Source organism: Nocardia sp. NPDC006982 (assembly GCF_042869435.1).
Classification (GTDB): Bacteria; Actinomycetota; Actinomycetes; order Mycobacteriales; family Mycobacteriaceae; genus Nocardia.
On sequence record NZ_JBIAFV010000002.1, the window covers coordinates 422,661 to 448,497 of the forward strand.

The 25,837-nt window shown below is 67.3% G+C and carries 20 protein-coding genes; 9 read left to right on the top strand and 11 right to left on the bottom strand.

What is annotated here, in order from left to right; translation table 11 throughout:
* The first annotated feature begins 142 nt into the window (after positions 1-142).
* Together ACFYOW_RS10865 and ACFYOW_RS10870 are read left to right on the top strand one after the other, a co-directional pair.
* Positions 143-4,492 (top strand): alpha-(1->3)-arabinofuranosyltransferase family protein, encoded by a 4,350-nt coding sequence (locus ACFYOW_RS10865; protein ID WP_387287465.1) that lies wholly within the window; start codon positions 143-145, stop codon positions 4,490-4,492.
* A 21-nt stretch (positions 4,493-4,513) separates the two neighbouring features.
* Positions 4,514-5,011, top strand: coding sequence for a DinB family protein (locus tag ACFYOW_RS10870; RefSeq protein WP_387287467.1), 498 nt, complete (start codon positions 4,514-4,516; stop codon positions 5,009-5,011).
* Between the two features lie 80 nt (positions 5,012-5,091).
* On the opposite strand, the gene ACFYOW_RS10875 is transcribed toward ACFYOW_RS10870, so the two are convergent.
* A complete protein-coding gene (locus ACFYOW_RS10875) occupies positions 5,092-6,297 on the bottom strand; it encodes an acyltransferase family protein (RefSeq protein WP_387286664.1) in 1,206 nt (401 codons plus the stop codon).
* A 203-nt stretch (positions 6,298-6,500) separates the two neighbouring features.
* On the opposite strand from ACFYOW_RS10875, the gene ACFYOW_RS10880 reads away from it, so the two are divergent.
* Entirely contained in the window at positions 6,501-7,607 is a 1,107-nt protein-coding gene (locus ACFYOW_RS10880) for a DUF3068 domain-containing protein (RefSeq protein ID WP_387286665.1), read from the top strand.
* 69 nt (positions 7,608-7,676) lie between these two features.
* Here the strand turns inward: ACFYOW_RS10880 and ACFYOW_RS10885 are convergent, their stop codons facing one another.
* Positions 7,677-8,042 carry a VOC family protein gene (locus ACFYOW_RS10885; RefSeq protein ID WP_387286667.1) on the bottom strand — a complete coding sequence of 122 codons (366 nt, stop codon included), beginning with the start codon at positions 8,040-8,042 and terminating at the stop codon, positions 7,677-7,679.
* A gap of 82 nt (positions 8,043-8,124) precedes the next feature.
* Positions 8,125-9,408, bottom strand: a complete 1,284-nt coding sequence (locus tag ACFYOW_RS10890; protein ID WP_387287469.1) for a polysaccharide biosynthesis protein — start codon at positions 9,406-9,408, stop codon at positions 8,125-8,127.
* A gap of 107 nt (positions 9,409-9,515) precedes the next feature.
* Between ACFYOW_RS10890 and ACFYOW_RS10895 the strand changes: the two genes are divergently transcribed.
* Together ACFYOW_RS10895 and ACFYOW_RS10900 are read left to right on the top strand one after the other, a co-directional pair.
* A complete protein-coding gene (locus ACFYOW_RS10895) occupies positions 9,516-9,650 on the top strand; it encodes a hypothetical protein (protein WP_387286669.1) in 135 nt (44 codons plus the stop codon).
* Between the two features lie 453 nt (positions 9,651-10,103).
* Positions 10,104-12,254, top strand: a complete 2,151-nt coding sequence (locus ACFYOW_RS10900; protein WP_387286670.1) for a hypothetical protein — start codon at positions 10,104-10,106, stop codon at positions 12,252-12,254.
* 240 nt (positions 12,255-12,494) lie between these two features.
* On the opposite strand, the gene ACFYOW_RS10905 is transcribed toward ACFYOW_RS10900, so the two are convergent.
* Complete coding sequence (locus ACFYOW_RS10905) at positions 12,495-13,661, bottom strand: glycosyltransferase family 4 protein (protein ID WP_387287471.1); 1,167 nt, start codon at positions 13,659-13,661, stop codon at positions 12,495-12,497.
* A 226-nt stretch (positions 13,662-13,887) separates the two neighbouring features.
* Between ACFYOW_RS10905 and ACFYOW_RS10910 the strand changes: the two genes are divergently transcribed.
* Positions 13,888-14,670 carry a class I SAM-dependent methyltransferase gene (locus ACFYOW_RS10910; protein ID WP_387287473.1) on the top strand — a complete coding sequence of 261 codons (783 nt, stop codon included), beginning with the start codon at positions 13,888-13,890 and terminating at the stop codon, positions 14,668-14,670.
* Positions 14,671-14,672: 2 nt separating this feature from the next.
* Here the strand turns inward: ACFYOW_RS10910 and ACFYOW_RS10915 are convergent, their stop codons facing one another.
* A complete protein-coding gene (locus ACFYOW_RS10915; protein WP_387286672.1) occupies positions 14,673-14,972 on the bottom strand; it encodes a hypothetical protein in 300 nt (99 codons plus the stop codon).
* 208 nt (positions 14,973-15,180) lie between these two features.
* On the opposite strand from ACFYOW_RS10915, the gene ACFYOW_RS10920 reads away from it, so the two are divergent.
* Positions 15,181-16,623 (top strand): aldehyde dehydrogenase, encoded by a 1,443-nt coding sequence (locus ACFYOW_RS10920; RefSeq protein ID WP_387286674.1) that lies wholly within the window; start codon positions 15,181-15,183, stop codon positions 16,621-16,623.
* On the opposite strand, the gene ACFYOW_RS10925 is transcribed toward ACFYOW_RS10920, so the two are convergent.
* From ACFYOW_RS10925 to ACFYOW_RS10935, 3 genes are all read right to left on the bottom strand, one after another.
* A complete protein-coding gene (locus tag ACFYOW_RS10925) occupies positions 16,624-16,827 on the bottom strand; it encodes a hypothetical protein (protein ID WP_387286676.1) in 204 nt (67 codons plus the stop codon).
* Positions 16,828-17,121: 294 nt separating this feature from the next.
* Positions 17,122-18,072 carry a GlxA family transcriptional regulator gene (locus ACFYOW_RS10930; protein ID WP_387286678.1) on the bottom strand — a complete coding sequence of 317 codons (951 nt, stop codon included), beginning with the start codon at positions 18,070-18,072 and terminating at the stop codon, positions 17,122-17,124.
* A 210-nt stretch (positions 18,073-18,282) separates the two neighbouring features.
* Entirely contained in the window at positions 18,283-18,681 is a 399-nt protein-coding gene (locus ACFYOW_RS10935) for a winged helix-turn-helix transcriptional regulator (RefSeq protein ID WP_387286680.1), read from the bottom strand.
* A gap of 63 nt (positions 18,682-18,744) precedes the next feature.
* On the opposite strand from ACFYOW_RS10935, the gene ACFYOW_RS10940 reads away from it, so the two are divergent.
* Both ACFYOW_RS10940 and ACFYOW_RS10945 read left to right on the top strand, forming a co-directional pair.
* Complete coding sequence (locus ACFYOW_RS10940; RefSeq protein WP_387286682.1) at positions 18,745-19,584, top strand: SDR family oxidoreductase; 840 nt, start codon at positions 18,745-18,747, stop codon at positions 19,582-19,584.
* A gap of 121 nt (positions 19,585-19,705) precedes the next feature.
* Positions 19,706-20,482: a phosphohydrolase gene (locus ACFYOW_RS10945; RefSeq protein WP_387286684.1), complete on the top strand. Its 777-nt coding sequence runs from the start codon at positions 19,706-19,708 to the stop codon at positions 20,480-20,482.
* A 408-nt stretch (positions 20,483-20,890) separates the two neighbouring features.
* Here the strand turns inward: ACFYOW_RS10945 and ACFYOW_RS10950 are convergent, their stop codons facing one another.
* The 3 genes from ACFYOW_RS10950 to ACFYOW_RS10960 all read right to left on the bottom strand — a co-directional run bounded on the left by ACFYOW_RS10950 (position 20,891) and on the right by ACFYOW_RS10960 (position 25,836).
* Positions 20,891-22,729, bottom strand: coding sequence for a phosphoenolpyruvate carboxykinase (GTP) (locus ACFYOW_RS10950; RefSeq protein ID WP_387286686.1), 1,839 nt, complete (start codon positions 22,727-22,729; stop codon positions 20,891-20,893).
* A 274-nt stretch (positions 22,730-23,003) separates the two neighbouring features.
* Positions 23,004-24,392 carry a hypothetical protein gene (locus ACFYOW_RS10955; protein ID WP_387286688.1) on the bottom strand — a complete coding sequence of 463 codons (1,389 nt, stop codon included), beginning with the start codon at positions 24,390-24,392 and terminating at the stop codon, positions 23,004-23,006.
* A 310-nt stretch (positions 24,393-24,702) separates the two neighbouring features.
* Positions 24,703-25,836 carry a hypothetical protein gene (locus tag ACFYOW_RS10960; protein WP_387286690.1) on the bottom strand — a complete coding sequence of 378 codons (1,134 nt, stop codon included), beginning with the start codon at positions 25,834-25,836 and terminating at the stop codon, positions 24,703-24,705.
* Between the last annotated feature and the right edge of the window lies 1 nt (position 25,837).

Here is a 25,837-nt window from a genome sequence, read left to right on the forward strand (position 1 = left end):
CGGCGCGAACGATAGGCCCGTAGGCGGCAGCCTGCGTAACCACGGAGGGCCGGTGAGCGCCGCGGATTCAGCACAGCCTTCTGCTTCGGCTACCGACTCGTTCGGTTCCTCGGGCGCGGCGCGTCAGTATGACAGCGCCCCGCTGGGCAGAGGCTGGTTCGTCGGGACCGTGGTCGCGGCGTTCCTGCTCACCTTTCTCCAGGCGCCCGGCCTGACGGTCGCCGACACCAAATACGACCTGGCGCAGAATCCGCTGGGTTTCCTCGAACGCGCCGCCCACCTGTGGAGCAGTCAGGCCCCGATGGGGCAGGTGCAGAACCAGGCCTACGGATATTTCTTCCCCCACGGCGCATTCTTCTCCGCCGGACATCTACTCGGTCTGCCCGCCTGGGTAACGCAGCGGATCTGGTGGGCATTGCTGCTGCTCGCCGGGTTCTGGGGCATCGTGCGGCTCTGCGAAGCACTCGGCATCGGCGCACGCGGATCGCGGATCGTGGCGGCGGCCGCATTCGCACTGTCACCGCGGGTGCTGACCACGCTCGGTTCGATCTCCTCGGAGACGCTGCCGATGGTGCTCGCGCCGTGGGTGCTGCTCGCGCCCGCCGCGCTGGGCACCGCCTACCGGAACCGGCGCGGCGGTGCGGCCTCGCCCGCAGGTAGTGCGCTGGCCTTGGCATTGATGGGTGCGGTCAATGCGGTGGCGACGGTCGCCGCATTTCTGCCCGCACTGCTGTGGTGGGCGTCGTATCGACCGAACCGGAAGTGGTGGCGGTTCACCCGGGCCTGGATTCCGCTGCTGGTGCTGGCCACATTCTGGTGGGCGGTGCCGTTGCTGTTGCTCGGCAAGGTGAGTCCGCCGTTCCTGGACTACATCGAATCGTCAGGGGTGACCACGCAGTGGGCCTCGCTCGGTGAAGTGCTGCGCGGCACCGACAGTTGGACGCCGTTCGTCTCGCCGGAGCGGATCGCGGGCGCGGTGCTGGTGACCCAGCCCGCCGCGGTGCTGGCCACCGGACTGCTCGCGGCGGCAGGTATGGCCGGATTGGCGATGCGGTCCATGCCGTATCGCGGGCGGCTCGCGCTGATTCTGCTGGTCGGGCTGGTCGGGATCTGTGCCGGATTTGTCGGTGAACTGAGCGGGCCGTTCGCGGATTCGGTGCGGGTATTCCTGGATACCGGGGGCGCGCCGCTGCGCAACGTGCACAAGCTGGAACCGCTGATCCGAATTCCGTTGGTGCTCGGTCTCGCTCATATGTTGAGCAAGGTGCCGTTGCCCGCATCCGTCCCGATGCCGGTGTGGCGCAGCGCCTTCGCCCATCCCGAACGCGATAGATCCGTCGCCGTCGCCGCCTTGATCCTCACCGCGCTCGCGCTGTCCACCTCATTGGCCTGGACCGCGAAGCTCGCACCGCGCGGCGCCTACGACGAAGTGCCCGGATACTGGAAGCAGACCGCACAGTGGTTGTCCCACAATGCCTCCGATACCCGAGCGCTGGTCGTGCCCGGCGCACCCTTCGGCAGTCAGATTTGGGGCCTCACCCGCGACGAACCGCTGCAGGCGCTCGCGAGTACGCCGTGGGCAATCCGGGATGCAGTGCCGCTGAACCCGCCGGGCACCATCCGGGCCATGGATTCGGTGCAGCGGTTGATCGCCGACGGCAGGCCGTCGACCGGACTCGCCGCGACGCTGGCCGAGCAAGGCATCGGAATTCTGGTACTGCGTAACGATCTCGACCCGGAGACGTCGCGTTCGACCCGGCCGATGCTGGCGCATCAGGCGATCGACGGGTCGCCGGGATTGCACAAGGTGGCCGAATTCGGCCACCCGATCGAGACTGTCCGACCCGATGGTCTGGTCGCCGATGGTGATCTGCGCCCCGCGTATCGGGCGGTCGAGATCTATCGCGTCGAGGCATCGCCTGCGGGCACTCCGATCGAGATCCATAGCGGCACAGGCGCGCCGACATCATTCCCTGGTGCCTACACGGTGCCCATGACCTCGGTCGGCACGGTTCAGGGCGGGCCAGAAGTGCTCGAACGGTTGCGCCGCGATCCCGGTACCGCGCCGACACTTCTCGCATCCGATGCGGCGGCGTCCGGTTTGCCGATCGGGCCGTTGACGGTGACCGATACGCCGATGGACCGGGAGGCCGACTTCGGTCGGGTGGACAATCACAATTCGGCGCTGCGCGCGCCCGACGATGCGCGCCGAACGCACAACCTCGTGCCCGACTATCGGGTTCCCGGTGCGGAATTGGTGCGTGGGGAATGGTCGGGCGCGACGGTCACCGCATCGAGTTCCGCCGCCGACGCCACGCAGTTGGGCGGCTCCGCGCCCGGCAGTTCGACGGCCGCGGTTGTCGATGGCGATCCGTCGACCGCGTGGATCAGCAATGGCGCCGAACACGCACTGGGACAATGGCTTCGGCTCGATCTCGACCATCCGATCAGCTCCGGGCTGCTGCAGGTGACCACCAGCGCGGCCGCGATCGGCGATCCGGTGAAGTGGGTCGAGGTGCGGACCGCGAACGGAAGTGTGTCCGCGCGGATTCCCGAACCTGGTATGCCGGTGTCGATTTCGCTGCCTGCGGGCAAGACCGACTGGCTCACCATTACCGCCATCCGCACCGAGGACGGTACGCGCGGTGGGCAATTCGGAATCAGCGAGCTGACTCTGGACGACTACACCGACCGGAGTGCGCCGGTGCGGGTCGATATTCGGCATCGGACCGTGCTGCCGCCCACACCCGCGGGCGCGCAGGTGCGGGCCTGGGATCTGGGTCAGGAATTTCCCGGGCGTAGTGCGTGCTTCGATGCGCCGGACCGGGTGCGGTGCAGCAAGGGACTTGCCCTGGCACCGGAGGAACCCGGCACGTTCGAACGCACGCTGTCGGTGCCGGAACCGGTGAATGTGACGCCGCAGCTGACCGTGCGGACTCGACAGGGTCCGGCGCTCGAGGCGCTGCTCACCGACAACACGCACCCCGTCGCCCGAGGTAAGGCAGACGTCGGCGACCTGCGTGGTTCCGCCTTCGCGGCCACCGATGGGGATCCGCGCACGAGCTGGACCGCGCCGGAGGATTCGGTGCGGAATCTGGCGGGCGGCAAACCGACACTCACACTGGAATTGCCCGAACCTGCGCTGGTGACAGGGCTGGACGTGACACCGTCGCTCGGCGAGTTGCCCGCCGCACCTGTTTCGATAGTCGTAAATCTCGGCAACGGCCCACAGGTTCGCGAGATCGAACCGGGCGAATCGACCCGAGTCTCATTGCAGCCCACCGTGACCGACCGCATCGAACTGAGCATCCAGACCTGGAAGCCGGTCCTGGACCGCACCGCCCTCGGGTTCGCCCAGACGCAGCCGCCCGGTCTCGCCGAGGTAGCGGTACTCGGTCCCGATTACCCTGCACCCGCCTCGGGGGATCGGCTGATTACCGTCCCGTGTGCGCAGGGGCCGACGATTGCGCTCGGTGGACGATTCGTGCATACGTCCGTCACCGCGACCGCTGATGAATTGCGCTCTGGTGCACCGGTTCCCGCTCGCGTGTGTGCGGATTCGGAACTTCCGCCCGAGTTGGCGGACACCGGGAATGCCCGCCCCGTTTCAACCAACACCGCACTCGGTAATGGCCCAAGTACAGCCCGCACACCGGAGGTGGCCGACAGCGGATCCACCGACACGATCCCGGTGGCTGCGGGGCGTGCGGATGTGACGGTCGCACCGACGGATCTGTTCTTCGTAGACCGACTTCGCCTGAACCGCACCGATTTCACCCCTGCCGCTGCGCCCACTACGACATCGGGACAGCTCCTCGTCCTGCCGCTCAGTACCAATGTCGGTTGGCAGGCGCGCACCGCCGACGGCAAAGAACTCGAGCCGGTCGTGGTCAATGGCTGGCAGCAAGGCTGGCTGCTCCCGGACAACTACTCGAATCCCATCACCGTCTCATTCCCCATCGACCGCTGGTACCGCCTCAGTATCTTCGGCGGCCTACTGCTGCTCATCCCGCTCATCCTGATCGCCATCCCCCGCAAGCGCCGGAGCCCGGCAACCGTTGGCCCGGAGCCGAATTCGCCCGCGGGCACAGACGCCACCCGAAATCCGCCTGGTAAGCGCAGCCGTGCCGACTCCGACGTGCACCCAGCCGAGCAAACCGCCGAGGGCGCGTCGCCCCCGACCACCTGGGGTAATCGCGTTCTCGGCGCGCTCGGAATCGCCGCTGTCGCAACAGTCGTCGCCGGACCCGTCGGCACCACACTGACCGTGGTCGCGCTCGCCGCCACTCGGTTCTCCGCACGGGTGACGTCGAAAGTCCTCACCGCCGTCGCGGGCCTCGGCACCGCCGCCGCGGCGGCAGCCCTTTCCACCGGACCATGGCGCGCCGCAGGCGGATACATGGGCGGCTCGCTGTGGGTGCAAGTACCCGCACTGCTCGCCGTGATCGCCGTCGGCATCGCCGCGCTGCCCGCCCGACGTGCACATCGTTGAGGGAATAGCCTCGAACAGGTGATGGACTGCGCGGAGTGCGGATTCGAATACGACCCGGCCTTGGTTCCGGAGGTGTCGGCGCTGACCAGGGGCCACGCAGCGGAATACGCGGCACTGCTCGCCGGTGACGGCCGGGTGCTCCGGCAGCGCACCGCGCCGGATGTGTGGTCACCGTTGGAATATGCGTGCCATGTGCGGGATGTGCTGTTCGCACAACGAGAACGGGTACTGCTCGCCCGCCGGGTCGATACACCGGCACCGGAGCCGATGGGTCGCGACGAACGCGTCGAACACGACGGATATGCCGATCAACGACCCTCGGATGTCGCCAGGCAACTCGAGGATGCGGCGCTGCTCTTCGGCAATGTCCTCGACCGGTTGGCACCTGCGGACTGGGACCGCAAGCTCATTTTCACCTATCCCGAGCGCCAGGAACGTCCGCTGCGTTGGCTCGCCCTGCATACGCTGCACGAACTCCGGCACCATCTGCTCGACATCCGCCGCCAGCTCGACAGCTGATCACAACCGCCCGATCTCGCGACGCCGTGTCCCGCGGCCATCAGCTCACGGTCATTCACGCGCCTTAGGCCCGAATCCGGTCAGCCAACCGTCTCGTCGCGCGCTGCCGTCGCGGTCGCAGCCGAGCGCGCGGCCTTCGCACGATCGCGATCACGCGCGAACCGGCGCGCCGGTTCCTCGATGAGTGCATAGCTGGCCGCGGCGATCGGGAGGGTGATCGCGATCGTCAGGATGAGCACCTTGCCGAAGTTGCCGCCGAACGGCAGGATTCCGAAAATCGGGAACACCACCGAGAGCACCGCGAGATGCCAGAGGAAGATGCCGTAGGACCAGCGCCCGATCATCGCGGCGACCCCGGATTCCAACCAGCGATGTGGACGCGCGCCGGGCGGGCGCAGCACCAGCGGAGCGAGCAGCGCGAAACCGATGATCGCGCCGAAACCCATCTTCGCCGCGTACTGCCAGGGCTCGGCCCGCGTCAGCCCGGCGGGACCGCCCAGGTCGGTGGCGGAGATCAGGAATGCGACCAGCGCGATGCTCCACATCACCGGCTGATTGGCGAGCAGCCGAAGCCGCGGTGATAGCTGATCTCTATTGTCGACGAGCTCGGCGAGCAACATGCCGCCCGCGAACCACGGCAGATATCCGGGCAGCCAATTGTCGGCGTGAATGGCATCGGGGGTCGGCACCGGAATGAAGTTCCAGCCCAGGCTCACCGCCGCGAGCGCGAGGATCGCGGGGATGCGCCAGCGCGCGGCATCGCCACGCAACCGCACCGCCGCGAATGCCAGCAGCGGCAGCGCGACATAGAAGGCCACTTCGACGGACAGACTCCACATCTGGGTGAGTCCATCGGTGAGCGTGAGCGGCACGAATACCTGCGTCAACGCCAGATTCGAAGCCCATACCCGCAGGCCGGCGGTATCGGCCGCACTCGGCACCAGGATCAGCACCGCGGCGACCACAACCCAGTACGCGGGCAGAATGCGCGCCGCGCGATGCCGCAAGTAATGGCCGACCGACGGCGCGGTGCCCAGTCCGCGCGCGACCGCCGCATGCGGGCGCCACAGCAGGAATCCGGACAGTGCGAAGAAGACCGCGACCGCCATATCGAACCGTTCCAAAACCCGTCCGAACGCGGGCGTATTCGCGGCGCCGGTCTGGAATGCGACGTGCGTCAGCAGCACACCGAGTGCGGCCATGCCGCGCATACCTTCCAAGGCGGGCACGAAACCGCGTGTACGCGCGGGTGCGGTGGTGGTCGGCGCGGATAGGGTGGCGGTCATCGAACTCCAGTCTGCAGGATGTCCTACCAGGTGGTAACCCCACGTTTCAGATTTCGCGCTAAACTCGGGCGATTTCTGGGTCGAATCCGGCCTCGGCACCGCATGGTACGACATCGGGCTGTTAGTGTCGGGGCTCACGAGTGCCGCGGCGTGCCCGCAGTACTCGCCGTACAGACCTGTGTTCTACGACGAGGAGAGTTTGCATGGCACTGAGTGCCGGAACCAGAAGGACGGTGGCCTGCCTGCTCGTGGGTCTGGGTGCGTTGCTGATCGTCGCCGCGGTGATGATCCCGACCTACACCGTCAGCAAACTGGCGAAAACTCCACTCGATCTCGAGATCACCACCATCGCGACGAACCAGCCGGGCGAGGACAGCCTGGTCCTGGACTCCAAGTCGCTCACCGCACCGGAGGGCGCGGCCAAGATCGACACGAATGTGCCACTGATCTCACAGCGGTTCCTCACCGTCGAAGAGCCCTCCGACGCCACCGAGATGACCGTCCAGGCCGGTCAGACCCTGCGGCGCATCGATAAGCAGGGCGACACCGGCCTGCTCACCGCGACCGTCGACCGGGTCACCATCGACCGCAAGACCGGCGAGCCGGTGGCCAAGGACCCCAACGGCTCCATCGCCGTCACGGTGAACAAGGACATGCAGAGCATCGCCGACCCGGTCCAGCACACCGGTCTGCAGTACCGCTTCCCGATCGGCACCGAGAAGAAGAGCTACCCGTACTTCGATGTCAATGCGCGTAAGTCCTACGACGCGAAGTTCATCGAAGAGTCCGAGATCAACGACATGAAGGTCTACCACTTCCAGATGTCGGTCCCGGTGACCAACCTGTGGGAGGTGATCCAGTCACCGTCCAACAAGCTGAGCCTGCCCGCCTCGAAGTGGGGCCTCGAGGGCGACGACCCGGTCACCATGACCCGCTTCTACACCGACACCCGCGACCTGTGGGTCGAGCCGCAGACCGGCACCGTGGTCAAGGGTGGCGAGCAGATCCACCTGTACTACGCGCGCAGCGGCGACCACCCGGACGTCACCGCGCTGAAGTCGCACCTGGTCTTCGACGAGAACACCATCGAATCGCAGATCTCGGTGGCCAAGGAGAACATCGACAAGCTGTCGCTGTACGGCCGGATCATGCCGATCGTGCTCGGTGTGCTCGGTGTCGCCGCCGTGGTCGGCGGTGTGTTCCTCGGGATCCGCGGCGGGGCCGCTCCGGCCGGTGCGGGTCGGCGTGGGCCGGGTCGCGGTGGGGATGATGCTCCGACCGAGCAGATCAGGATCCAGAAGAATCTCTGACGGTTAGTTCGACTACTCGGCTCCCCGGCCTTATGCCGGGGAGCCGAGTTCGTTTTCGCGTAGGTCGATTCAGGGCGCGGACGGACCCAGCGGGTAGGCAACGGGATGCGACGGCTGATACAGCAGCATCACTCCCGCGCCGGGAATCTTCATATCGATGCAGCGCCCGAAACCCCGCTCGGCGATCTCACCCGCGAATTCCGCCCCACGCCCGCCCAATTCCGCCATCGTCTGCTCGATGTCATCGCACATCAACGAAATCTCGTGACGCGGCGACCCATCCGCCGGATGCACCCCGAGCTCACTCGGCCCAGTTCCGAATATGAGCCACCCCCCATGCGCATCCACATTCGGCCAGCCGAGAACGTCACGGAAGAAGGCGCGTGCCGCGTCCGGATCCTGCGCATAGACCAGTGTGTGCACAGCGGTGATCATGCTGGTGATGCTAGGCGAGTCGACGGCTCTACGACGCGTGTCTTGACGGCCCGGCGCTCGGCTGTGCTCGGATAGCCCGTGATCAGCTGGGTGCGCCCGGCGGTTCGGCGATCCCGGAGTGGTCGGCGGTACGCAACACGATCACCGCCACGAGCGTCGTGGTAGCGGCCGCGACACCGACCGCGGTAGTGATCAGCGTCGGTACCGAGCGGGCGAAACAGGCCATGAGGACCACCTCGACCACCAGGCCGAGCCAGGTCACCGCGGCGAGGGCTGTGCGGTCCACCGCGATCGCCGAAAGCAGTGCGCCCTGTAGCACCGCGAGTATGGCTCCTTGCAGGGCGAACAACCACAGCAAGCCTTGGATCGGCGCGTAATCCTGTCCCGCGAACAATGGCGCGACCGGTGCCGCCAAGGCTGCGCCCGAAACCGCCACGATTCCGATGCCCGACAGCACTGCCAGTGCATCCCGGATCGCACGCGCCGAATGCGTAGGCTGCGCCATCCGCGGATACAGCACGACTCCCACGGCCTGCGGCAGCCAGAACGCGATCTTCGCCGCGATCGCCCCCAGCGCGTACCGGCTCGCATCCGCCTCGTCCAAAACTATTCGCGCAATGATCAAATCCGCCGACGACAATGCCATCAACGCCGCCTGCACCTGCGCCGCTCGCAATACCGGCAACACTCCGACGGAACGCACACCCTGAGCCGGCGGCCGGTCGCCGGCGGGCCGAACGTCATCTCGAGTTCCCGCTTCGCCGACTGCGAATCCGGGCATCGGTCCTTCGGCGGCAACGTCCGGCGACCCTTCCGTCGCAGGGGCGATAGCGGGGCGAATGCGCGCTGAGGGGGAGCCTGCGGTGGAGCGGGCGAACGCGGCGGCGACAACGATTCCCGCGGCGGCGGCACACAATGCGGGAGCCGTGCCGCCACCCGCCGCGAGGACCAACAATGCCGGGAGCACTCGCGCTACCCCGGCCGCGCCCAGGACTACGGCCAGGGCTCGGAAGCGTCTGCTGCCCTGCAGGATTCCCTGTTCACCGGATAGCAGGACCAAGGCGGGGGCCGCGCCGAGGGCGGCGGCACCGGCGAGTACACCGACGTACAGTACGGCCGTCACAACCGGCACCAGCACCGCGGCGACTACAGCGACGATCACCGCACACCGCCACTGCAACCCGCGCAGTGCCGCCACACTCGACCCGCGCACCAGTTCCCTGGCAACCACGTTCTGGAGCGCGAGGGCGGGTACCGCGCACAACAGCTGCACCGCGAGCAGGCTGGCGAATTCGCTGTATCCGGTGACCCCCAACCAACGGCTGGCCAGCATCTGCAGCAGATATCCCGCCACATTGGCCGTCATCGCCCCTGCCGTGACCAACGTCAGATCCGCCACGACGGGGAGACGACGGACAGCGGGCACGCGGCAATCGTCCCACCCCACCACCCCGCGCCCCGCACGCGCCCACCATGACCGGACCGACTCTCGTCCCTGCTCCCTGCTTCTCCGGCACCCCGTGGGATATCGAGCAACTCACCCCGCCGGCCGCCCATCCCATGCGCACAATGCGGCTCCCCGAAGCCGCGCTCACGCCCACAATCTGACCTCGCCGCATGATCACGAGGGGGCAGATCCCGTGGAGCAGGGCCGACAGCTGGAACCTGTTCCTGGACAACACCCACGCCCAAACCTTCGGCGCCGCGCCTGCTCGACGCGCAACTCACCGCCGAGGCCGGTGCCCAACTCCAACGCCTGGCAACACTGCTCGGCGCGATCGGCGACCCGATCGGGATTCTCGCGCTGGCTGTAATGGTCCGGACGGGCAGCGCCGCGGCGAGGGCGCTCGAGGCCGACTACACATGCGGCACAGTGACCACGGGTCGACCTGGCGACAAGACACTGCAACTGTTGCGCCTTCGCCGCCGACTTTCCCGTGGTGTGGTCGAGCGTCGTGCGTCTGCAAGGGCAGGATCGAGTCGCCCGACGGGTGATGCCCATAACAGGCGCTCGGTACCGGAAGGTGGCGGTTTGCTCGACGGTACGTAAGGTGCACAGGCGTGAGTGGCAGCGGCCCGGCTCGACACACCCGGTGGGCAAGGTTCGTCCCCGCCGGTTACAGCGGCCTGCTGGCGCTGCTCATCGCAGGCCCACTGCTCGGGCCGGGCTATCTTCTGCTGCGCGACGCAGTGAGCACACCGCGTTCCTACCTGACGGACTCCGCGCTCGGTCTCGGCGACGCGGCCCCACGCGCAGTCCCTCAGGATGCACTGCTGGCAGCGGTCTCACCGCTCATCGACGGCGGTTCGATCGTCAAGGCAATACTGCTCGTCGCATTGTGGGCAGCCGGATTCGGCGCCGCAGTCCTGTCCCGCGAATTGCTCCGGGTATCGACCGGCCCCCAACTGGTCGCCGTCACGGTCGCGATGTGGAACCCCTACGTCGCCGAACGTCTCCTACAAGGCCACTGGAGCCTCCTGACCGGCTATGCGGCTCTGCCCTGGACCGCATTGGCCGCGTACCGAATCCGCTGTTCGATCACCCCGGACCCCGGGCAGCCGCCACTCGAGCCGAACGCCGAGGCGGCGCCCAGCCGAAGCGGAAAGTCCGCTTCGCGCAGGAGTGCCGTGAGTTCGTGGGCGGCTCTGGCTGGATGCTTCGCGGCCGCGGGACTGACCCCGACGGGTGCGCTGCTGGCGGGCTGCACCGCCATGGTCCTGGTCGGACGGCGAAATCTACTCGGCGCGCTTGCGCTGCTGCTGGCCACGTCCGCACCGTGGTCGACCGCGACGGTACTGTCCGGCGCAGGCTCTGAACCCTCCGACCCCGCGGGAATCGCCGCCTTCGCCGCCCGCGCCGAACCAGCCCTCGGCACCCTCGGCTCCCTGGCCGGACTCGGCGGAATCTGGAACGCCGACTCGGTCCCCGACTCCCGCACCACCCCCCTCGCCCTGATCGCCACCGCACTGCTGCTGACTCTCGTCGCCATCGGCATCCGCACTACCGCGGGGATCAAGGCACGCGTTACGAACCGCCATACCGCTGATCGGCCCACACCCTCGACCAGCCCCGCACATGCCGATGAATCCGACACCGCCACAACCCGTTCGCCGGCCTCTGCTGCCGAAATGCCCGGCGATACCGCAACCCGCCGCCTCGATGCCGGTGACATCGAATCCGACACAGGCGACGCGGGTTCGAATCGCGGGGCGGCCGAGACATCCAGCGCCGGCGCAACTCCCGCAGGCGACGCCACAAATTCGACGCACCCCGAGGCCGCGGCCACCGAGGCCGACACAGCCGCCGGCGTCGATCGGGAGAGCTTGCGAGTCCGTCGCGCATTGCTGGTACTTGCGGCTCTCGCAGTCCTACTGCCCGCATTGGGGGCGACGTCCTGGGGCATGAGCGGCTTGGAGTGGCTTGTCGGTCATGTGCCCGGCGCGGGGTTGTTGCGGGATACGCAGAAGTATGTGGCGCTTGCCATGCCTGCGTACGTGCTGTGCGCCGCCGCTGGGTGTCGAGCGGTCGCACTGCGCCTCGCAGCAGCGACGAAGGAGTCCGCCGGCTCACTCGGGATGGCCTTGACCGCAACGGTATTCATCGCGATGCTGGTGCTGCCGCTGTTCGATTTGGCCTGGGGTGTGGGTGGGGCGCTGAAGCCGGTGCATTATCCGGTCGGCTGGCAGCGGGTTGCTGAGCGGATCGGTGGTCCTGGGGATGTTGCCGTGTTGCCCGGCGGGATGTTTCGGAAGTTCCCGTACAGCGGCAAAGTGGCGGTATTGGATCCGGCGCCACGAATGTTGCCGCGCGATGTGTTGCAGACCGGTGAGCTTCCGGTGCACGGGCGCACCGTGGCCGGTGAGGGCACCCGGGCCCGGGAGGTGGAAATCGCACTGCTGCACGGTGATTCGGCGCGGCGGTTGGGTGAGCTCGGGGTCGGCTGGGTCCTCGTCGAACGCACCACGCCCGGGCCACTCGGCGAGTCGAAAACAACACTCGCCCAGCTGGACTCGGTCTACGCCGACTCCCAACTGGCGCTGTACCGAGTCCCCGACGCCACCGACCATTTCGAAGAATCACAGTCCGCGCACCGCGTGATCGCCTACGCCGCCCACATCCTCTGGGCCGCCCTGCTGGTCGGCGGTCTGCTGCTCGCGGCGATATTGCGCCCCACGCCGTTGACTCGAGCGGCAGCGCACGCACGCAAATAGGACCACCATGCACGCTCGGGGGCGCGGATCGGCAGGCCGACAACGCCTATGACATTCGACATCGGCGACCTCCCCAGCCGGCGCCCGACGGGAGCACGCCGCGCGCGGTTAGCCGAACAGGAGCAACAGACCGCACTGCGCACCGACTTCGGAGATCGATTCGGGCCACGACATCCGAACGCCCGCACGCGCACTGCCGGTCAACGACGAGTTCGTCGCATGACCGCGACCCACTACCGATCAGGGTCCCGGCGGGATAAGCCCCGAGCTGTGCTCACCTCGAGCCGCGGCCGCGAGCACCTCGTACACACCGTTACCGGTTTGCTCCCAAGAGAATTCACGCGCGCGGGCACGCGCCTTCTCCCCCATGACAGCGCGCGCCTCGGTGTCGTCGACGAGTTCACCGACGGACTCGGCGAGCTGGCTCACATCGTCGACGAGCACCCCGGTCACCCCGTCGACAATGGAATCGGTGAGTCCGCGTGAACTGCGGTAGCCGATCGTCGGGACGCCGTGTTGCGCCGCCTCGATGACCGCGAGGCCCCAGCCCTCCTTGCGGGAGGGCAGCACGTGTACCCAAGCGCGCGCGAGCAATTCATGTTTGCGCCGCTCGTCGACGTGGCCGTGGAAGGTGACCGCGTCGGCGATGCCGAGGTGGCGGGCGTCGGCCTTCAGGTTGTCCGCCCACCAGCCGTCGCCGATCACATCGAGCCGCAGGCCGGGAATCCGACTCCGCAGTCGCGCGACAACCGCGAGCGCGTCTTCGATCTGCTTGTGCGGCACCAACCGCGAGAGCACCACGATGCGCGGCTCTTCGGTGCGCGTCTCCGCGCAGCCGGTCGGCGCGTCCACTGGAACGGGTTCGGCGCCGTTGCGCACCACCGCGATCCGGGAGCCGTCCACCCCCAGCGTGGCCAGTTCCTCGGCCGAGGGCAGCGAAACGGTCAGGTATTGGTTGTGCCGATGCACCCGCGGCGAGAGCCGCGATTCGATCCACCAGCCGATCCGCCCGACGAACCGTCCGGCGACCGGCCACTGCTCCCGGTGCCCGTGATGCACCAGCACCACCGACGGCGCCTTGGTCGCGGCACCCGCGAAGAACGGGATCCCGTTCTGCGTATCGATCACCGCATCGGGCCGCAGACCCCGCAGCGGCCCGATGCCGAGCCGTCCGAACGCGATCGCGGCCAGTGCCCGCGGATAGACGGAGAACCGCCCGCCCGCCCGGCTGATATCGATGCCGTCGATCCGCTCCCGCTTCGGTGCGCCCGGATAACGCGCGGTGCGCAGGGTTACCTTGACCCCGCGCGCGGCGAGCTGCGCGCCTACCTGTTCCAGGTATCGTTCGCTGCCGCCGCCCTGCGGGTGCCCGGTGTCACGCCAGCACAGCAGGAGGACTTCGCGCACGGTGGAGCTTCTCTCGGTCAGCAGGTCACGGATATCGCCGTACACCCTAACCCGCGCACCTGCCCGACCAGCCTCCACCGCGCCCTTACCAGCAATCGCGCTCCGCATGAACAGCAACCGACGCCAGCGAGAATTCCCAGCCCAGGTGGGCGGCACTGCGGTGGGTTGCCCGCACTATGCGAGACTCTGCGCCGTGCCGACTGCTGAAACCGAGCCAGCCGAGGCCGTGGCGACGCATGCCCCACGGCGCGGACGAGCCGTGTCCCGGTTCGCGCGGCGGGCGACCTTGCGCCGGTCGCTGCGGCTGCTCGGCAGTTTCCGATTCGAGCAGACCGATCCCGCACTGTTCTACGGCGGTCTTGCCGCTGACAGCGCGGCGATGCTCGGCGATTTCTACACAGATGTCACCGGACACGGCCTCGATGGCGCGACCATCCTGGATGTCGGCGGCGGCCCCGGCTACTTCGCCGACGAATTCGTCAAGACCGGTGCGCGCTACATCCCCGTCGAGCCCGACCCGTCGGAGATGCACGCCGCCGGACTCTCGGTAGCGGGCGCGGTCCGCGGGTCCGGGATGGCACTGCCGTTCCGGGACAACGCGGTCGACATCTGCTTCTCCTCGAATGTCGCCGAGCATGTGCCGCAGCCGTGGGTCATGGCCGACGAAATGGTCCGCGTGACCCGTCCGGGCGGCTTGATCGTGCTCTCGTACACGGTCTGGCACGGCCCGTTCGGCGGCCACGAAACAGGGCCGTGGCACTACCTCGGTGGTGAGTACGCAGCGCGCCGATACCGTCGCAAGACCGGCCGGGAACCGAAGAACCGCTTCGGCAAGTCGCTGTTCGCGGTCGGCGCCGTCGACGGGTTGCGTTGGGCGGCAGGCACTTCCGCAGATGTGCGCGTCATTTTCCCCCGCTACCACCCGCGTTGGGCCTGGTGGGTGGTTCGCGTACCGGTGTTGCGAGAGTTACTGGTGAGCAATCTGGTGGTAGTGGCCAGCAAGCCGTAGCGCTACTTCTCCAGCCAGCCCCGGCGCCAGCTCCTGCGCCCGCATGCGTTGATCGTGGCCGCCCATGGCGATTCCTGAATGGCCAAACCGACCGTCTCCAGGGTGGTCAGACCGACCTGAACAGCCAGCATTCCGACAACGGCCACCGCCTCGGCGGCCTGCATCGCGGCGGTTGCCTGCTCGATGGTCAGCGTCCGGCCCGGTAGGAAGGAAACCACCCACCCACCTGCGCCGACACTTTTAGCTTGATGCTCGGTCTGGTCGCTGGTCATCAACGACCGACCGATCACTTGCACCGCCATGACTCTGACTCCCCAATTGCGTAATCGGTTCATGAATCGAGCGAGCTGATCAGTAGCTACAGCATGACCGGTGCAGTAACAGAACGCAATAGTGCGTTCTCTGAAAAGCGAACCGACAGGTTGGAATTCGCGCAGTTCAGACCGTCGGCCAGGCAGCAAACTGGAACACGTTACAGACAATCGGGCCACAAAACTGTAACGTGTTCTCATGCATTACGACAGCCTGTTCATCGGCGGCCGCTGGACCGCGCCCGCCGCCACCGAGCGCCTCCAGGTCATCTCGCCCGCGACGGTCGAGCCGGTGGGCAGCGTCCCGGTGGTCGGTCGCGCCGACGTCGACGCCGCGGTAGCCGCCGCCCGGCACGCCTTCGACAACGGTCCATGGCCGTCCACACCGCCCGCGGAGCGCGCCCAGGTACTCACCCGCGCCGCGCGCCTGATCGAGGAGCGTTCGGCGGATCTGCTCGCCACGCTCACCGCGGAAATGGGCGCACCGCAGATGATCGCCATGACGCTCAACCAGATTCCGGCCGTGGCCGCGCTCGACGCGTACGCCGGACTGGCCGAGTCCTTCCCCTGGAACGAAACCCGCACCGGCCTGTTCGGCACCGCGCGGGTCTCGCGGGAGCCGCGCGGTGTGGTCGCGGCCGTCACGGCCTGGAATGTCCCGCTGTTCCTCGCGGCCAATAAGCTCGCACCCGCATTGCTCGCCGGATGCACGGTGGTGCTCAAGCCCGCGCCGCTGACTCCGTTGACCGCCAACAAGATCGGGGAAATCTTCACCGAGGCGGGCCTGCCCGAGGGCGTGCTGTCGATCCTGCCCGCCGAGGCGGATGCCGCGGAGTATCTGGTTTCGCATCCGGGCGTCGACAAGGTCACCTTCACCGGCAGCACCGCGGTCGGTCGCAAGATCGGCGCCATTGCGACCGGCCAGCTCAAGAGCGTCTCGCTCGAGCTCGGCGGCAAATCGGCGGCAATCCTGTTGCCGGATATGGATATCGCCAATATCCCGGTGCTCGCCTTCTCCGGTCTGATGAACAGCGGCCAGGGTTGCGTCGCGCAGACTCGCATTCTCGCGCCGCGCAGCCGCTACGACGAGATCCTGGACGCGCTGGTCGAGCACGTGCGGACGCTGAAGACCGGCGATCCCACCGATCCCGCGACGACCTTCGGCCCACTGATCTCCGAACGTCAGCGCGACCGTGTCGAGGGCTATATAGCCAAGGGCACGGAGGAGGGCGCGCGACTGGTGCTCGGCGGCAGCCGCCCGGCAAATGTGGAGCGCGGCTGGTTCGTCGAGCCGACCATCTTCGCCGATGTCGACAACAAGTCGACGATCGCGCAGGAGGAGATTTTCGGCCCGGTCCTGTCGGTCATCCCATACGAGACCGAGGATGAAGCGGTTGCCATCGCGAACGATTCCGTATACGGCCTGGCCGGCTCGGTCTGGACCGCCGATATCGAGCACGGCGCGGAAATCGCGGCGCGGGTGCGCACCGGAACCTACGCGATCAATTGGTACGCATTCGACCCGAGCTCGCCGTTCGGTGGTTACAAGAACTCCGGCCTCGGCCGGGAGAACGGACCAGAGGGTCTGGACGCATTCTGCGAGCAGAAGTCCCTGCTGATGCCGATGGGATGGACGGGGTAGTCAAGCCCCCGGCATAACCACCCGGACTACCGGCTGACGATCCGGTGCGTCGACGATTTTCGGCGCACCGGCGTCGACGATTTCGACCTGCCAACCCGACGGCAGCGCATCCTGCAAACGTCCGGCAGCGCGCCGCAGCGGTGTGCTCGCGGTCGCCGGCTCGATCTGCGGCACCGCCAGCGGGCCGATTTCCAGATCGGTCATGTTCCAACCACCTCTCATGCGTTGATCTCATCGCTGGCCGCAAGGTTCGGATTCGCGAGTCGAAAGGGAAGTAGTTCAGTCGATCTAAGTCATAGAGTTAACGATTGGCAATCGATCTGGCGGGTCATGAGACGGAAACCACGCGTAGCATAAGCCCCTCCCGGACCGGCTTCTTGTTAATACGAAGCACGTCCGGGCAAATCAACCGTAGCGCACCGACGGCTTCAGATCCGACAATCCGAGAACATCGACAGATCGATACCGCCTGGTACGCGCATTCGCCGACGAGATTTGCTAGCGACGCAGCGACCGCCGATAACCGGCGGGCGTCGTACCGGTGGCCGCGCGCAGGTGCACCCGCATCGCGGTGACACTACCGAATCCGGACTGTGCCGCAATAACTTCGACGGGCAGTTCGGTAGTCTCCAGCAACTCCCTGGCACGCACAGTGCGCTGCGCCTCCAACCAGCGCCGCGGCGTGGTGCCCACCTCGGCTTTGAATCGGCGGATGAATGTGCGTTCGCTCATCAGCGCATGTCCGGCAAGCGCCGAAACATCCGGCGCTGCAGCCGGATTCGCCGCCGCCCAGGCCATGGTCGCGGCCAGCGCGCCAGGGAAGTCATTGCCGCCCAAGGCATCCGGAATGTATTGCGCCTGACCGCCCTCGCGGTGCGGTGGTGTCACATTCCAGCGGGCCAGATCGGCCGCTACACCCGCACCCAGCTCTCGACGCACGATATGCAGACACAGGTCCAGTCCCGCGGACAACCCCGCCGAGGTGAGCACATCACCGTCGTCCACGTAAAGCGCGGCGGGGTCGAGCTTTACCGCTGGGAACAGTGCGGCGAATTCATCGCAATACGCCCAGTGGGTGGTGGCGGGCCGCCCGTCCAGGAGTCCGGCCCGCGCCAGGATGAACGCGCCGACGCAAATGCTCACCATGGTCGCGCCGCGCTCCGACGCGGCTCGCAGCGCATCGAGCACCGCCTCGGCCGGCGGCAGCGTGGGCAACCCGGTTCCCGGAACCACCACGATGTCGGCGCTCGTCAACGCCTCGAGTCCCTGCTCGACCCGGAGTTCAAAACCGTTCGGGGTCCACACCGGACCCGGCCGCACACCACAGGTCCGCATCTCGAACCCCACCGGTTCCCCGGTCTTGCCCGGCCCGTGGCGGAATGCCTGGACCGCGCAGGCCAGGTCGTAGGTCATGACGCCGTCCAGCGCCAGCGCGACTACCTGCAGCACATCCTCAGTGTGGCATGAATCCGAGCGTCACCGGAATCCCTGCCATCAGCTGCGCACCGCGAGGGTGAGGCACCCGCCTCGTGCACTTGTTGATCAGATGCCCCGGCGCCTCGGCCGACGCAACAGGCGCTGGCTTTCGCGCACAGCGCGTACCCTGCGTGCAAAAGCCGAACACTATGCGATGCATGGTATTTGGACAGCACCGAGAGGTTACTGGCGCTGGCGGTCGTGGCGGCGCTGGGCGGCCATGACCTCGACCGTGTGCTGACGGATCCAACCAAGGAACTGGTGCAGCGATTCGGTGAGTCCATGGCCGAGTTCGGTGAGTTCGTAGCTGACCCGCGGTGGCGTGGTGGGCTCGACGGTGCGCGCGATCAGCCCGTCGCGACCGAGCGTGCGCAACGTCTGCGACAGCATTTTCTCGCTGATACCACCGATTTTGGCGTGCAACTCGGAGAACCGTAGCGGCCCGTCGGTCAGCGCGGTCAGGATCAGCATGCCCCAGCGGCTCGTGATGTGGTCGAGCACCTCGCGTGCCGGACACTCACTGTTGAATGCGTCACTCATGCCCTGCCAGGTAGTGGGCTCGACCTGCGAACGTACCGCCATTTCTGGAGCTTACCTGAAGGTATGTCCTTACCATCGGTAAGCCCGGCGGCCTACGCTGCCGCCATGGTCACAGTTGTTTTCGGAGCCAGAGGCAATGTCGGTCGCCACGTGGTGGAGGGCCTGATTTCGAGAGGGGAACAGGTCCGTTCGACGAGCAGGGAACCCGCCACCGCAGGCTTCCCGCCGGGCGCGGAGGTCGTCGCAGCCGATCTCGAGCAGCCCGAAACGCTGCCCGCCGCCCTCGAGGGCGCGCAGCGCGTCTTCCTCTACGCCAAGCCCGAGGGGATCGACGGTTTCGTGGCTGCCGCCGAAGCCGCCGAGGTAAGGCACGTGGTGTTCCTGTCGTCGGGCGCTGTGCTGCAGAGCAATGCGTCGAGCAATCCAATTGCCTTGATGCACAGCGTCATCGAGTCGGCCATCGAGAAGTCCGGTCTGAACTGGACCTTCATCCGCCCCGGCATGTTCGCCACGAACGCCCTCTGGTGGTGGCAGCATTCCATCCGGGACGAGGGCATCGTTCGAATGCCGTATCCCGACGCCAGGACCGCACCCATCCACGAGAAGGATCTGGCAGCACTCGCGGTGACCGCGCTGACCGAGCCCGGTCACCAAGGCCAGGCCTACACCGTATGGGGCTCCGAGTCACTGACCCTGCGCGAGCAGGTGCGGCAGATCGGTGCGGCCATCGATCGCGAGATCGCTTTCGAAGTGATTTCCGATGACCAGGCCCGTGTGGAGCTGGGCAAGACCATGCCGGAGATCGGTGTCGAGGCCATCCTGGCCGGATGGAAGGCAGGCGTCACCGAACCACCGCAGGTATCGACGATCGTCGAAGACATCACCGGCCGCCCCGCCCACACCTTCGCCCAGTGGGCACAAGATCACGCTCTCGACTTCCGCTGACCTATCGCCTGTCCAGCCCCAACTCTTGGTCGGCGGGCGTACGATTGGCGGGAATCCGAGGGTTACTGACATTTCCGCCACTCGTCGGCAGCCGACTCGAGGGCTTCACTGAGAACGAGACATGTTCGAGGAGAAGGAGATCGACGTGGGTGCGCCTGTGGGGATGGATTGGGAATGGGCGACGCGTACGGGAGGGGCGCTTTCCGGTCGTCAGCGCAGGCAGCTGACTGCCAAGCTCGTTGCGGGATTGCCCCGGCTCGTTGCGGGACAGATTGCGATGGCGCTCGGTCGACGCGGGAACGGTCGGGTGGATTTCGCGGAACTGAAACTGCCCGATTCGAAGCTGGCCAAGGCCACCGAAGAAGAAGCGCGGGAATGTCTTTCGGTGCACATGTTGGAGCACTCGTATCGGAGTTACTTCTTCGGGCGTGCGCTCGCTGAAGTCGATGGCACGCGATACGACGACGAGTTGGCCTACGTTTCCTGCCTGCTGCATGATTTGCATCTCGAACACCCAACGCCAGGAAGGTGTTTCGCGGTGACCGGGGCGGAGCGGGCCGTCGAATTCGTCACCGGTGCGGGTGCGACAGCGCAACAGGCACACACCGTCGGTGCCGCGATCGCCGCGCACCTCACCGTCGGAGTCGCCGATGAGGTCGACGATCTCGGCTTCGTTTCCGCCGGCGCGTCGGTGGACGTCTTCGGGGCACGGATGTCCGACCTCGATCCGAGCTGGGTCGAGGAACTGCTGCGCCGCCATCCGCGGCACAACTTCAAACAGCATGTGACGCAAGCGCTGACGAATGAGGCGGCCGCAATGCCGGACGGACGGATCCGATGGCTCTTCCGGACTGCGGGCTTCCGTCAAGTGATCCGGTTCGCGCCGTTCTCCGAATAAATCCCCGCCACAGCCGAATCCACCCGCACCATCGCGAAAGATGGGGCGGGCGGCGCCACAGGTTTCGGCGATTACTCAGCCACCACGGAGCGAGTCTTACGAGCGACGTTCGCGGCCCGTCTCGCGGCCGAGTGGCCGAAGCGCATGCGCCGCAGGCGCGAGTCTCGGCTGCTCGGCCGCGAGACACCAGGGGGCCGCGAACACGCAGCGCCGAAGGCGCTGCAAATTAGACCGGCGCCACAGGTTTCGGCGATTACTCAGCCACCACGGAGCGAGTCTTACGAGCGACGTTCGCGGCCCGTCTCGCGGCCGAGTGGCCGAAGCGCATGCGCCGCAGGCGCGAGTCTCGGCTGCTCGGCCGCGAGACACCAGGGGGCCGCGAACACGCAGCGCCGAAGGCGCTGCAAATTAGACAGAGCCCAGGCGCTCCTTCAGCGCCTCGAACTCGTCGCGCACGCCGGAGGGCAGCTTGTCGCCGACGAATTCGAACCACTCCTCGATGAGCGGGATCTCCTTGCGCCATTCGTCGGCATCGACGGCGAGTGCCTCATCGACATCGACCGGGTCGACATTCAGACCCTCGAGGTCCATCTGGGCGGCGGTGGGCACATTGCCGATCGCGGTCGGCTCGGCCTGCGCCGAACCCTCGATGCGGCCGACGATCCACTCCAGCACGCGGGAGTTCTCACCGAATCCGGGCCACAGGAAGCGGCCGTCGCCACCGCGACGGAACCAGTTCACGTAGAAGATCTTCGGCAGCTTGTTCGCATCGGCGTTCTTGCCGACATTGATCCAGTGGTTCAGGTAGTCACCGACGTGGTAGCCCATGAACGGCAGCATCGCCATCGGGTCGCGGCGCACGGTGCCGACCTTGCCCTCGGCGGCTGCGGTCTGCTCGGACGACAGGGTCGCGCCCATGAAGACGCCGTGCTGCCAGTCGAAGGATTCGGTCACCAGCGGGACCGTGGTCTTGCGGCGGCCGCCGAACAGAATGGCCGAGATCGGCACACCCTGCGGGTCGTCCCATTCCGGAGCCAGGATCGGGCACTGCGACATCGGCGTGCAGTACCGCGAGTTCGGGTGCGCGGCAAGGGTCTCGGTCTCCCGCAGGTACCAGTCGTTGCCCTTCCAGTCGATCAGGTGATCGGGCTCGCCCTCCAGGCCTTCCCACCAGACGTCGCCGTGATCGGTGAGCGCGACATTGGTGTAGACCGTGTTGCCCGCCTCGACGGTCGCCATGGCGTTCGGGTTCGAGCTGTGGTTGGTGCCCGGCGCGACACCGAAGAATCCGAACTCCGGATTCACCGCGTACAGGCGGCCGTCCTTGCCGAAACGCATCCAGGCGATGTCGTCGCCCAGGGTCTCCGCGCGCCAGCCGGGAACCGTCGGCTGGATCATCGCGAGGTTGGTCTTACCGCAGGCGCTCGGGAAGGCCGCGGCGATGTAGTACGCCTTGTCCTCGGGGGAGATCAGCTTGAGGATCAGCATGTGCTCGGCCAGCCAGCCCTCGTCGTGGGCCATGGCCGAGGCGATGCGTAGCGAGTAGCACTTCTTGCCGAGCAGCGCATTGCCGCCGTAGCCGGAGCCGTAGCTCCAGATCTCGCGGTCCTCGGGGAAATGGGTGATGTACTTGGTGTCGTTGCACGGCCACGGCACATCGGCCTGGCCCTCGGCCAGCGGGGCGCCGACAGAGTGCAGGGCCTTCACGAACGGCTTGTCGGTGCCGAGCTTCTCCAGCGCGGCGGTGCCCATGCGGGTCATCACGCGCATCGAGACCACGACGTATTCGGAGTCGGTGAGCTCCACGCCCAGCTTGGGGTCCTCGGCGCCGAGCGGGCCCATGCAGAACGGCACCACGTACATGGTGCGGCCCTTCATCGAGCCGCGGTACAGCTCGGTCATGGTGGCGCGCATCTCGGTGGGGTCGACCCAGTTGTTGGTGGGGCCCGCGTCGGCCTCGGTCTTCGAACAGATGTAGGTGCGGGATTCGACCCGCGCCACATCGGAGGGGTCGGAGAGGGCGAGGAACGAGTTCGGCTTCTTGTCCTCGTTGAGCTTCCGGAAGGTGCCCGCCGCAACGAGCTGAGCGGTCAGCCGATCCCACTCTTCGTCGGAACCGTCCGCCCAGACCACTCGCTCTGGCTGAGTGAGTTCTGCGACGTCCTGTACCCAGGCGAGTAGTTCGCTGTGCTCGGTCGGCTGCTTGCCGTCGGAATCGCGAAGACCAGGAATGGTCGCTGAGGTCATGAAAACTCTCCTGAGATGGGCGGTTCAAGGTGTTTCCGCCTGGCCTGACCATTTCGAGCGACCTGCGAGCAGTCGCTACGGCAAAGCCCATGACCAGCGCGAACACACCGAGCGCCACCGTTGGCGGGAAGGCACCCGCTACGACCAGTCGAAAGCGCGTCATGGCTGGACCGCGTACAAGGACGAAGCGGACGCCCAGGTTCCTGCTTAAGAGGTTAACGCGATGTGACGACCAGTACGGAATCGGGTTCCCCAGGACTACCCACTAAGTTACCTAGTCAAAAGAAGTCCGATATCGGTCGAGTATGGCGATATCGCGTTCGCAGGCGGCGAGCTGTCCTGGTTGCTCGGCCGCGGCACGGCGCAGTCTGGCCTCCAATTCGGCCACCTGACGGTCGATTTCGACGATTCGCTCGGTGCTCGCGCGCATGACGCGGTCCGATAGCGCGGTCTCCGATTCCACCAGCGCGGTAGCGACCCGCTGCTCCAAATGGGCCTTCGCATTGACCAGCGCGTCGGAGACCCATTGACGGAGGTGCGCACGGTCGGCGACCTGGCCGCGGGCCCGCACCACCCAGGCCGCCGCACCCGCGCCGAGCAGCAGCGTCACGGGTAGGACCGCGAAATTGAGGGCTTGCACGAGGGAGAACGGGGCGACCAGTAGGCGGCCGATGCCGACCCCAGCGGACGCACCCAGCGCGATCATGAGGTGATCTTCGACACCTCGGTGCCGCGGCTCCGGATCCGGACCGACACGCGGGGCCGGATCGCGCCAACGCGGTGGCATGTCGCGGTCGTGTTCCGGTGCTGCGCCGAGGCGGTCGGCGAGCTCGGACAGCCGCTGGTCGACGGTTCCGTCCACGACGTTGGTCAGTTCGTTGACCGCCTGCTGTAGGCGTTCGGGATAGCCGTCGAATTCGGCGCGGCGCAAACGGTCGAGCTCACCCCGGGCGGCGGCGTGCAGCGCGCGGACCCGGGCCCCGACATCGGTCATCAGATCGACCCTGGCCAGATGCAGTTGGCTGCGCAGGGTGGACATGGCGGTGGCGCGGCCGCCGTCACGTCCGGCGAGCAGTACGGCGCGTTCTTCGCGCCACTGGATCGGTTCCGCGCCGGAACGCAGCACCGCGACCTGTTCGGCGACCCGTCGGCGGGTATCGGTCAACACGCGCGCGGTGACCGCGGCGACCCGGTCCTCGGATTCGGCGCCGGCCGTGGCCGCCGCGAGCTCCGCGTGCAGCGCACCGAGGCCGGAGCGATCGAGCAGACCCGCATCTCCAGCCGATCGGCCCGCCACCGCGAGCCGCGCCGATACCGGCACGATCTCCAGATCGTCGATGCCCTGGGCGGCAAGCAGTTCGAGGTTGTGCGCCTGCACCGCGCGCCAGTCCTGATAGGCGTGGATGCCGTTCATGGCGAGCAGGACCCGGGTGCCGTCGGCGCGCAGGCGCTGCACCATGTGCACAGTGTCCGCGCCGAGGGCGCTACCCGCGTCCAACAGCATTAGCGCGACCGCCGACGGCGCATTACCCGACGGCGACGTGGTCTCCACCGCCGCGCTCGCATCGGACACCGGATCCGAGAGCGGTATCCGCGGCTCGAACCGAGCCAGTTCGGTGCGCAACAGGCTCGTATTGGCGTCATCGGGCCCGATCAACGACACCGCCGACGCCACCCCCGTGCCCTGCACCGCTCGTAGGAGCGCCGTTCCCTGCGGGTTCCACCGTGCGATGACCGCCTCGACCTCAGGAGTCAGCGACGGCTTCCCAGGAGCGGGCGATCCATCAGGGTCCCCGCCGTTCGGAACAGGAGTCGATCCGCGTGACGCAACCGCTGGTCCAGCCGATTCGTCCCCACTCGTCGGCGATGCCTGTGCCGCCGGACCACTCGCGGACTGGCGTGCAGCGGTAGCAGATTCGTCGCGCTCAGGTGCACCCGAGCCTGACGGCTCCATGCGTGCGGAATCCGGCTGCTCAGAGTCCGGCACTGCTCATCCGTTCCCATAGCCGGATGTAGCCGTTGTGCACGCGAAGGGCGGCGCGGCGAGCCGCAGGGGACATATCGCTGGAGACCACCGCGCGCCAGCGGGCGGCGCGGGCGAGGGCGTCGTCGGCATCGGAGGGCGCGGGTGCACGATACCCGGCGGCCAGGTGGGCGACCTGCGGGTAGGCGAGGCCCGCGCAGAGGCCGAGCCAGAGGGCGTCGTCGCCGAAGAGGTAGTCCTCCAGCATGTCCCGTGCGTTCGCGCCGTCGGCCGGGACGGCGCGGGCGGCGAGACGGGCCAGTTCGTCGAGGAGTTCGCCGCCGCGCAGCGCGGAGACCTGTTCGTAGCGGCGGTGCAGTAAGCGGTGCAGCGGATCGATACCGCTGGCCGCGTGCATGATCTGCAGCAGTGCGTGCGGGCCCAGTTCGGGGTCTTGCCGCAATGCCGACAGCGCGCAGGTCACGCCGTACAGATCCCAATGCTGCAGCAGTTCTTCGCGCTCGGCGACATCCGGTCCGGCCGATGCCGCGACGAACAGGTCGGGCGAAAGCGTGAGCGCCGGATCCGCGGTTTCGGCCAGGCGGCGCAGCGTGGCCATATCGGCCTCGCTCACCGCACCGGCCCTGGTGCGCACGGCCAGCGAGGCGACCACCGGCAGCGTGACCGTCCCGAGTCCGCCGCTGTACTGCTCGGCGGCGGCGACCGCATCACCCCAGCGGGATCCGATGGCGTCGGCCTTGTTCAGCACCGCGACCGTGCGCTCCGGCGGCAGTTCCGACAGAATCCGCCGGTCCGCGGGCTGTGGCGCACCGGAGAGCACGTAGACGATGATGTCGGCGTCGAGTTCGGGATCGGCCACGCCCGGTTCGTCGATCGGCGCCGTCTCCACCGCCGACATCAATGCCAGCGCGTGCAGCACGGTGGTCCGCCCGGTATGCGCCCGCCCGGTCACCTGAATGCGCGGCGGCCGACGCCAGCGCGCGATGGCGGTCCCCACCTGGCCCACGATCCGCGGATCGGCACCCGAGCGCAGCGTCGCGAGCAGGTGGTCGAGTTGGTCCAGTTCCCGTGCGGGTCCGCCCGATCGGATCCGGGGCCCGTCGGATTCGGTGGCTGTCGGCAAA

Excerpts from the sequence above, each read along its gene's own strand:
- ACFYOW_RS10870 (WP_387287467.1), top strand. The coding sequence starts at position 4,514 with ATGGACTGCGCGGAGTGCGGATTCGAATACGACCCGGCCTTGGTTCCG.
- ACFYOW_RS10875 (WP_387286664.1), bottom strand. The coding sequence starts at position 6,297 with ATGACCGCCACCCTATCCGCGCCGACCACCACCGCACCCGCGCGTACA.
- ACFYOW_RS10880 (WP_387286665.1), top strand. The coding sequence starts at position 6,501 with ATGGCACTGAGTGCCGGAACCAGAAGGACGGTGGCCTGCCTGCTCGTG.
- ACFYOW_RS10885 (WP_387286667.1), bottom strand. The coding sequence starts at position 8,042 with ATGATCACCGCTGTGCACACACTGGTCTATGCGCAGGATCCGGACGCG.
- ACFYOW_RS10890 (WP_387287469.1), bottom strand. The coding sequence starts at position 9,408 with ATGACGGCCAATGTGGCGGGATATCTGCTGCAGATGCTGGCCAGCCGT.
- ACFYOW_RS10895 (WP_387286669.1), top strand. The coding sequence starts at position 9,516 with ATGACCGGACCGACTCTCGTCCCTGCTCCCTGCTTCTCCGGCACCCCG.
- ACFYOW_RS10915 (WP_387286672.1), bottom strand. The coding sequence starts at position 14,972 with ATGGCGGTGCAAGTGATCGGTCGGTCGTTGATGACCAGCGACCAGACC.
- ACFYOW_RS10920 (WP_387286674.1), top strand. The coding sequence starts at position 15,181 with ATGCATTACGACAGCCTGTTCATCGGCGGCCGCTGGACCGCGCCCGCC.
- ACFYOW_RS10925 (WP_387286676.1), bottom strand. The coding sequence starts at position 16,827 with ATGACCGATCTGGAAATCGGCCCGCTGGCGGTGCCGCAGATCGAGCCG.
- ACFYOW_RS10935 (WP_387286680.1), bottom strand. The coding sequence starts at position 18,681 with ATGGCGGTACGTTCGCAGGTCGAGCCCACTACCTGGCAGGGCATGAGT.
- ACFYOW_RS10940 (WP_387286682.1), top strand. The coding sequence starts at position 18,745 with ATGGTCACAGTTGTTTTCGGAGCCAGAGGCAATGTCGGTCGCCACGTG.
- ACFYOW_RS10945 (WP_387286684.1), top strand. The coding sequence starts at position 19,706 with ATGTTCGAGGAGAAGGAGATCGACGTGGGTGCGCCTGTGGGGATGGAT.
- ACFYOW_RS10950 (WP_387286686.1), bottom strand. The coding sequence starts at position 22,729 with ATGACCTCAGCGACCATTCCTGGTCTTCGCGATTCCGACGGCAAGCAG.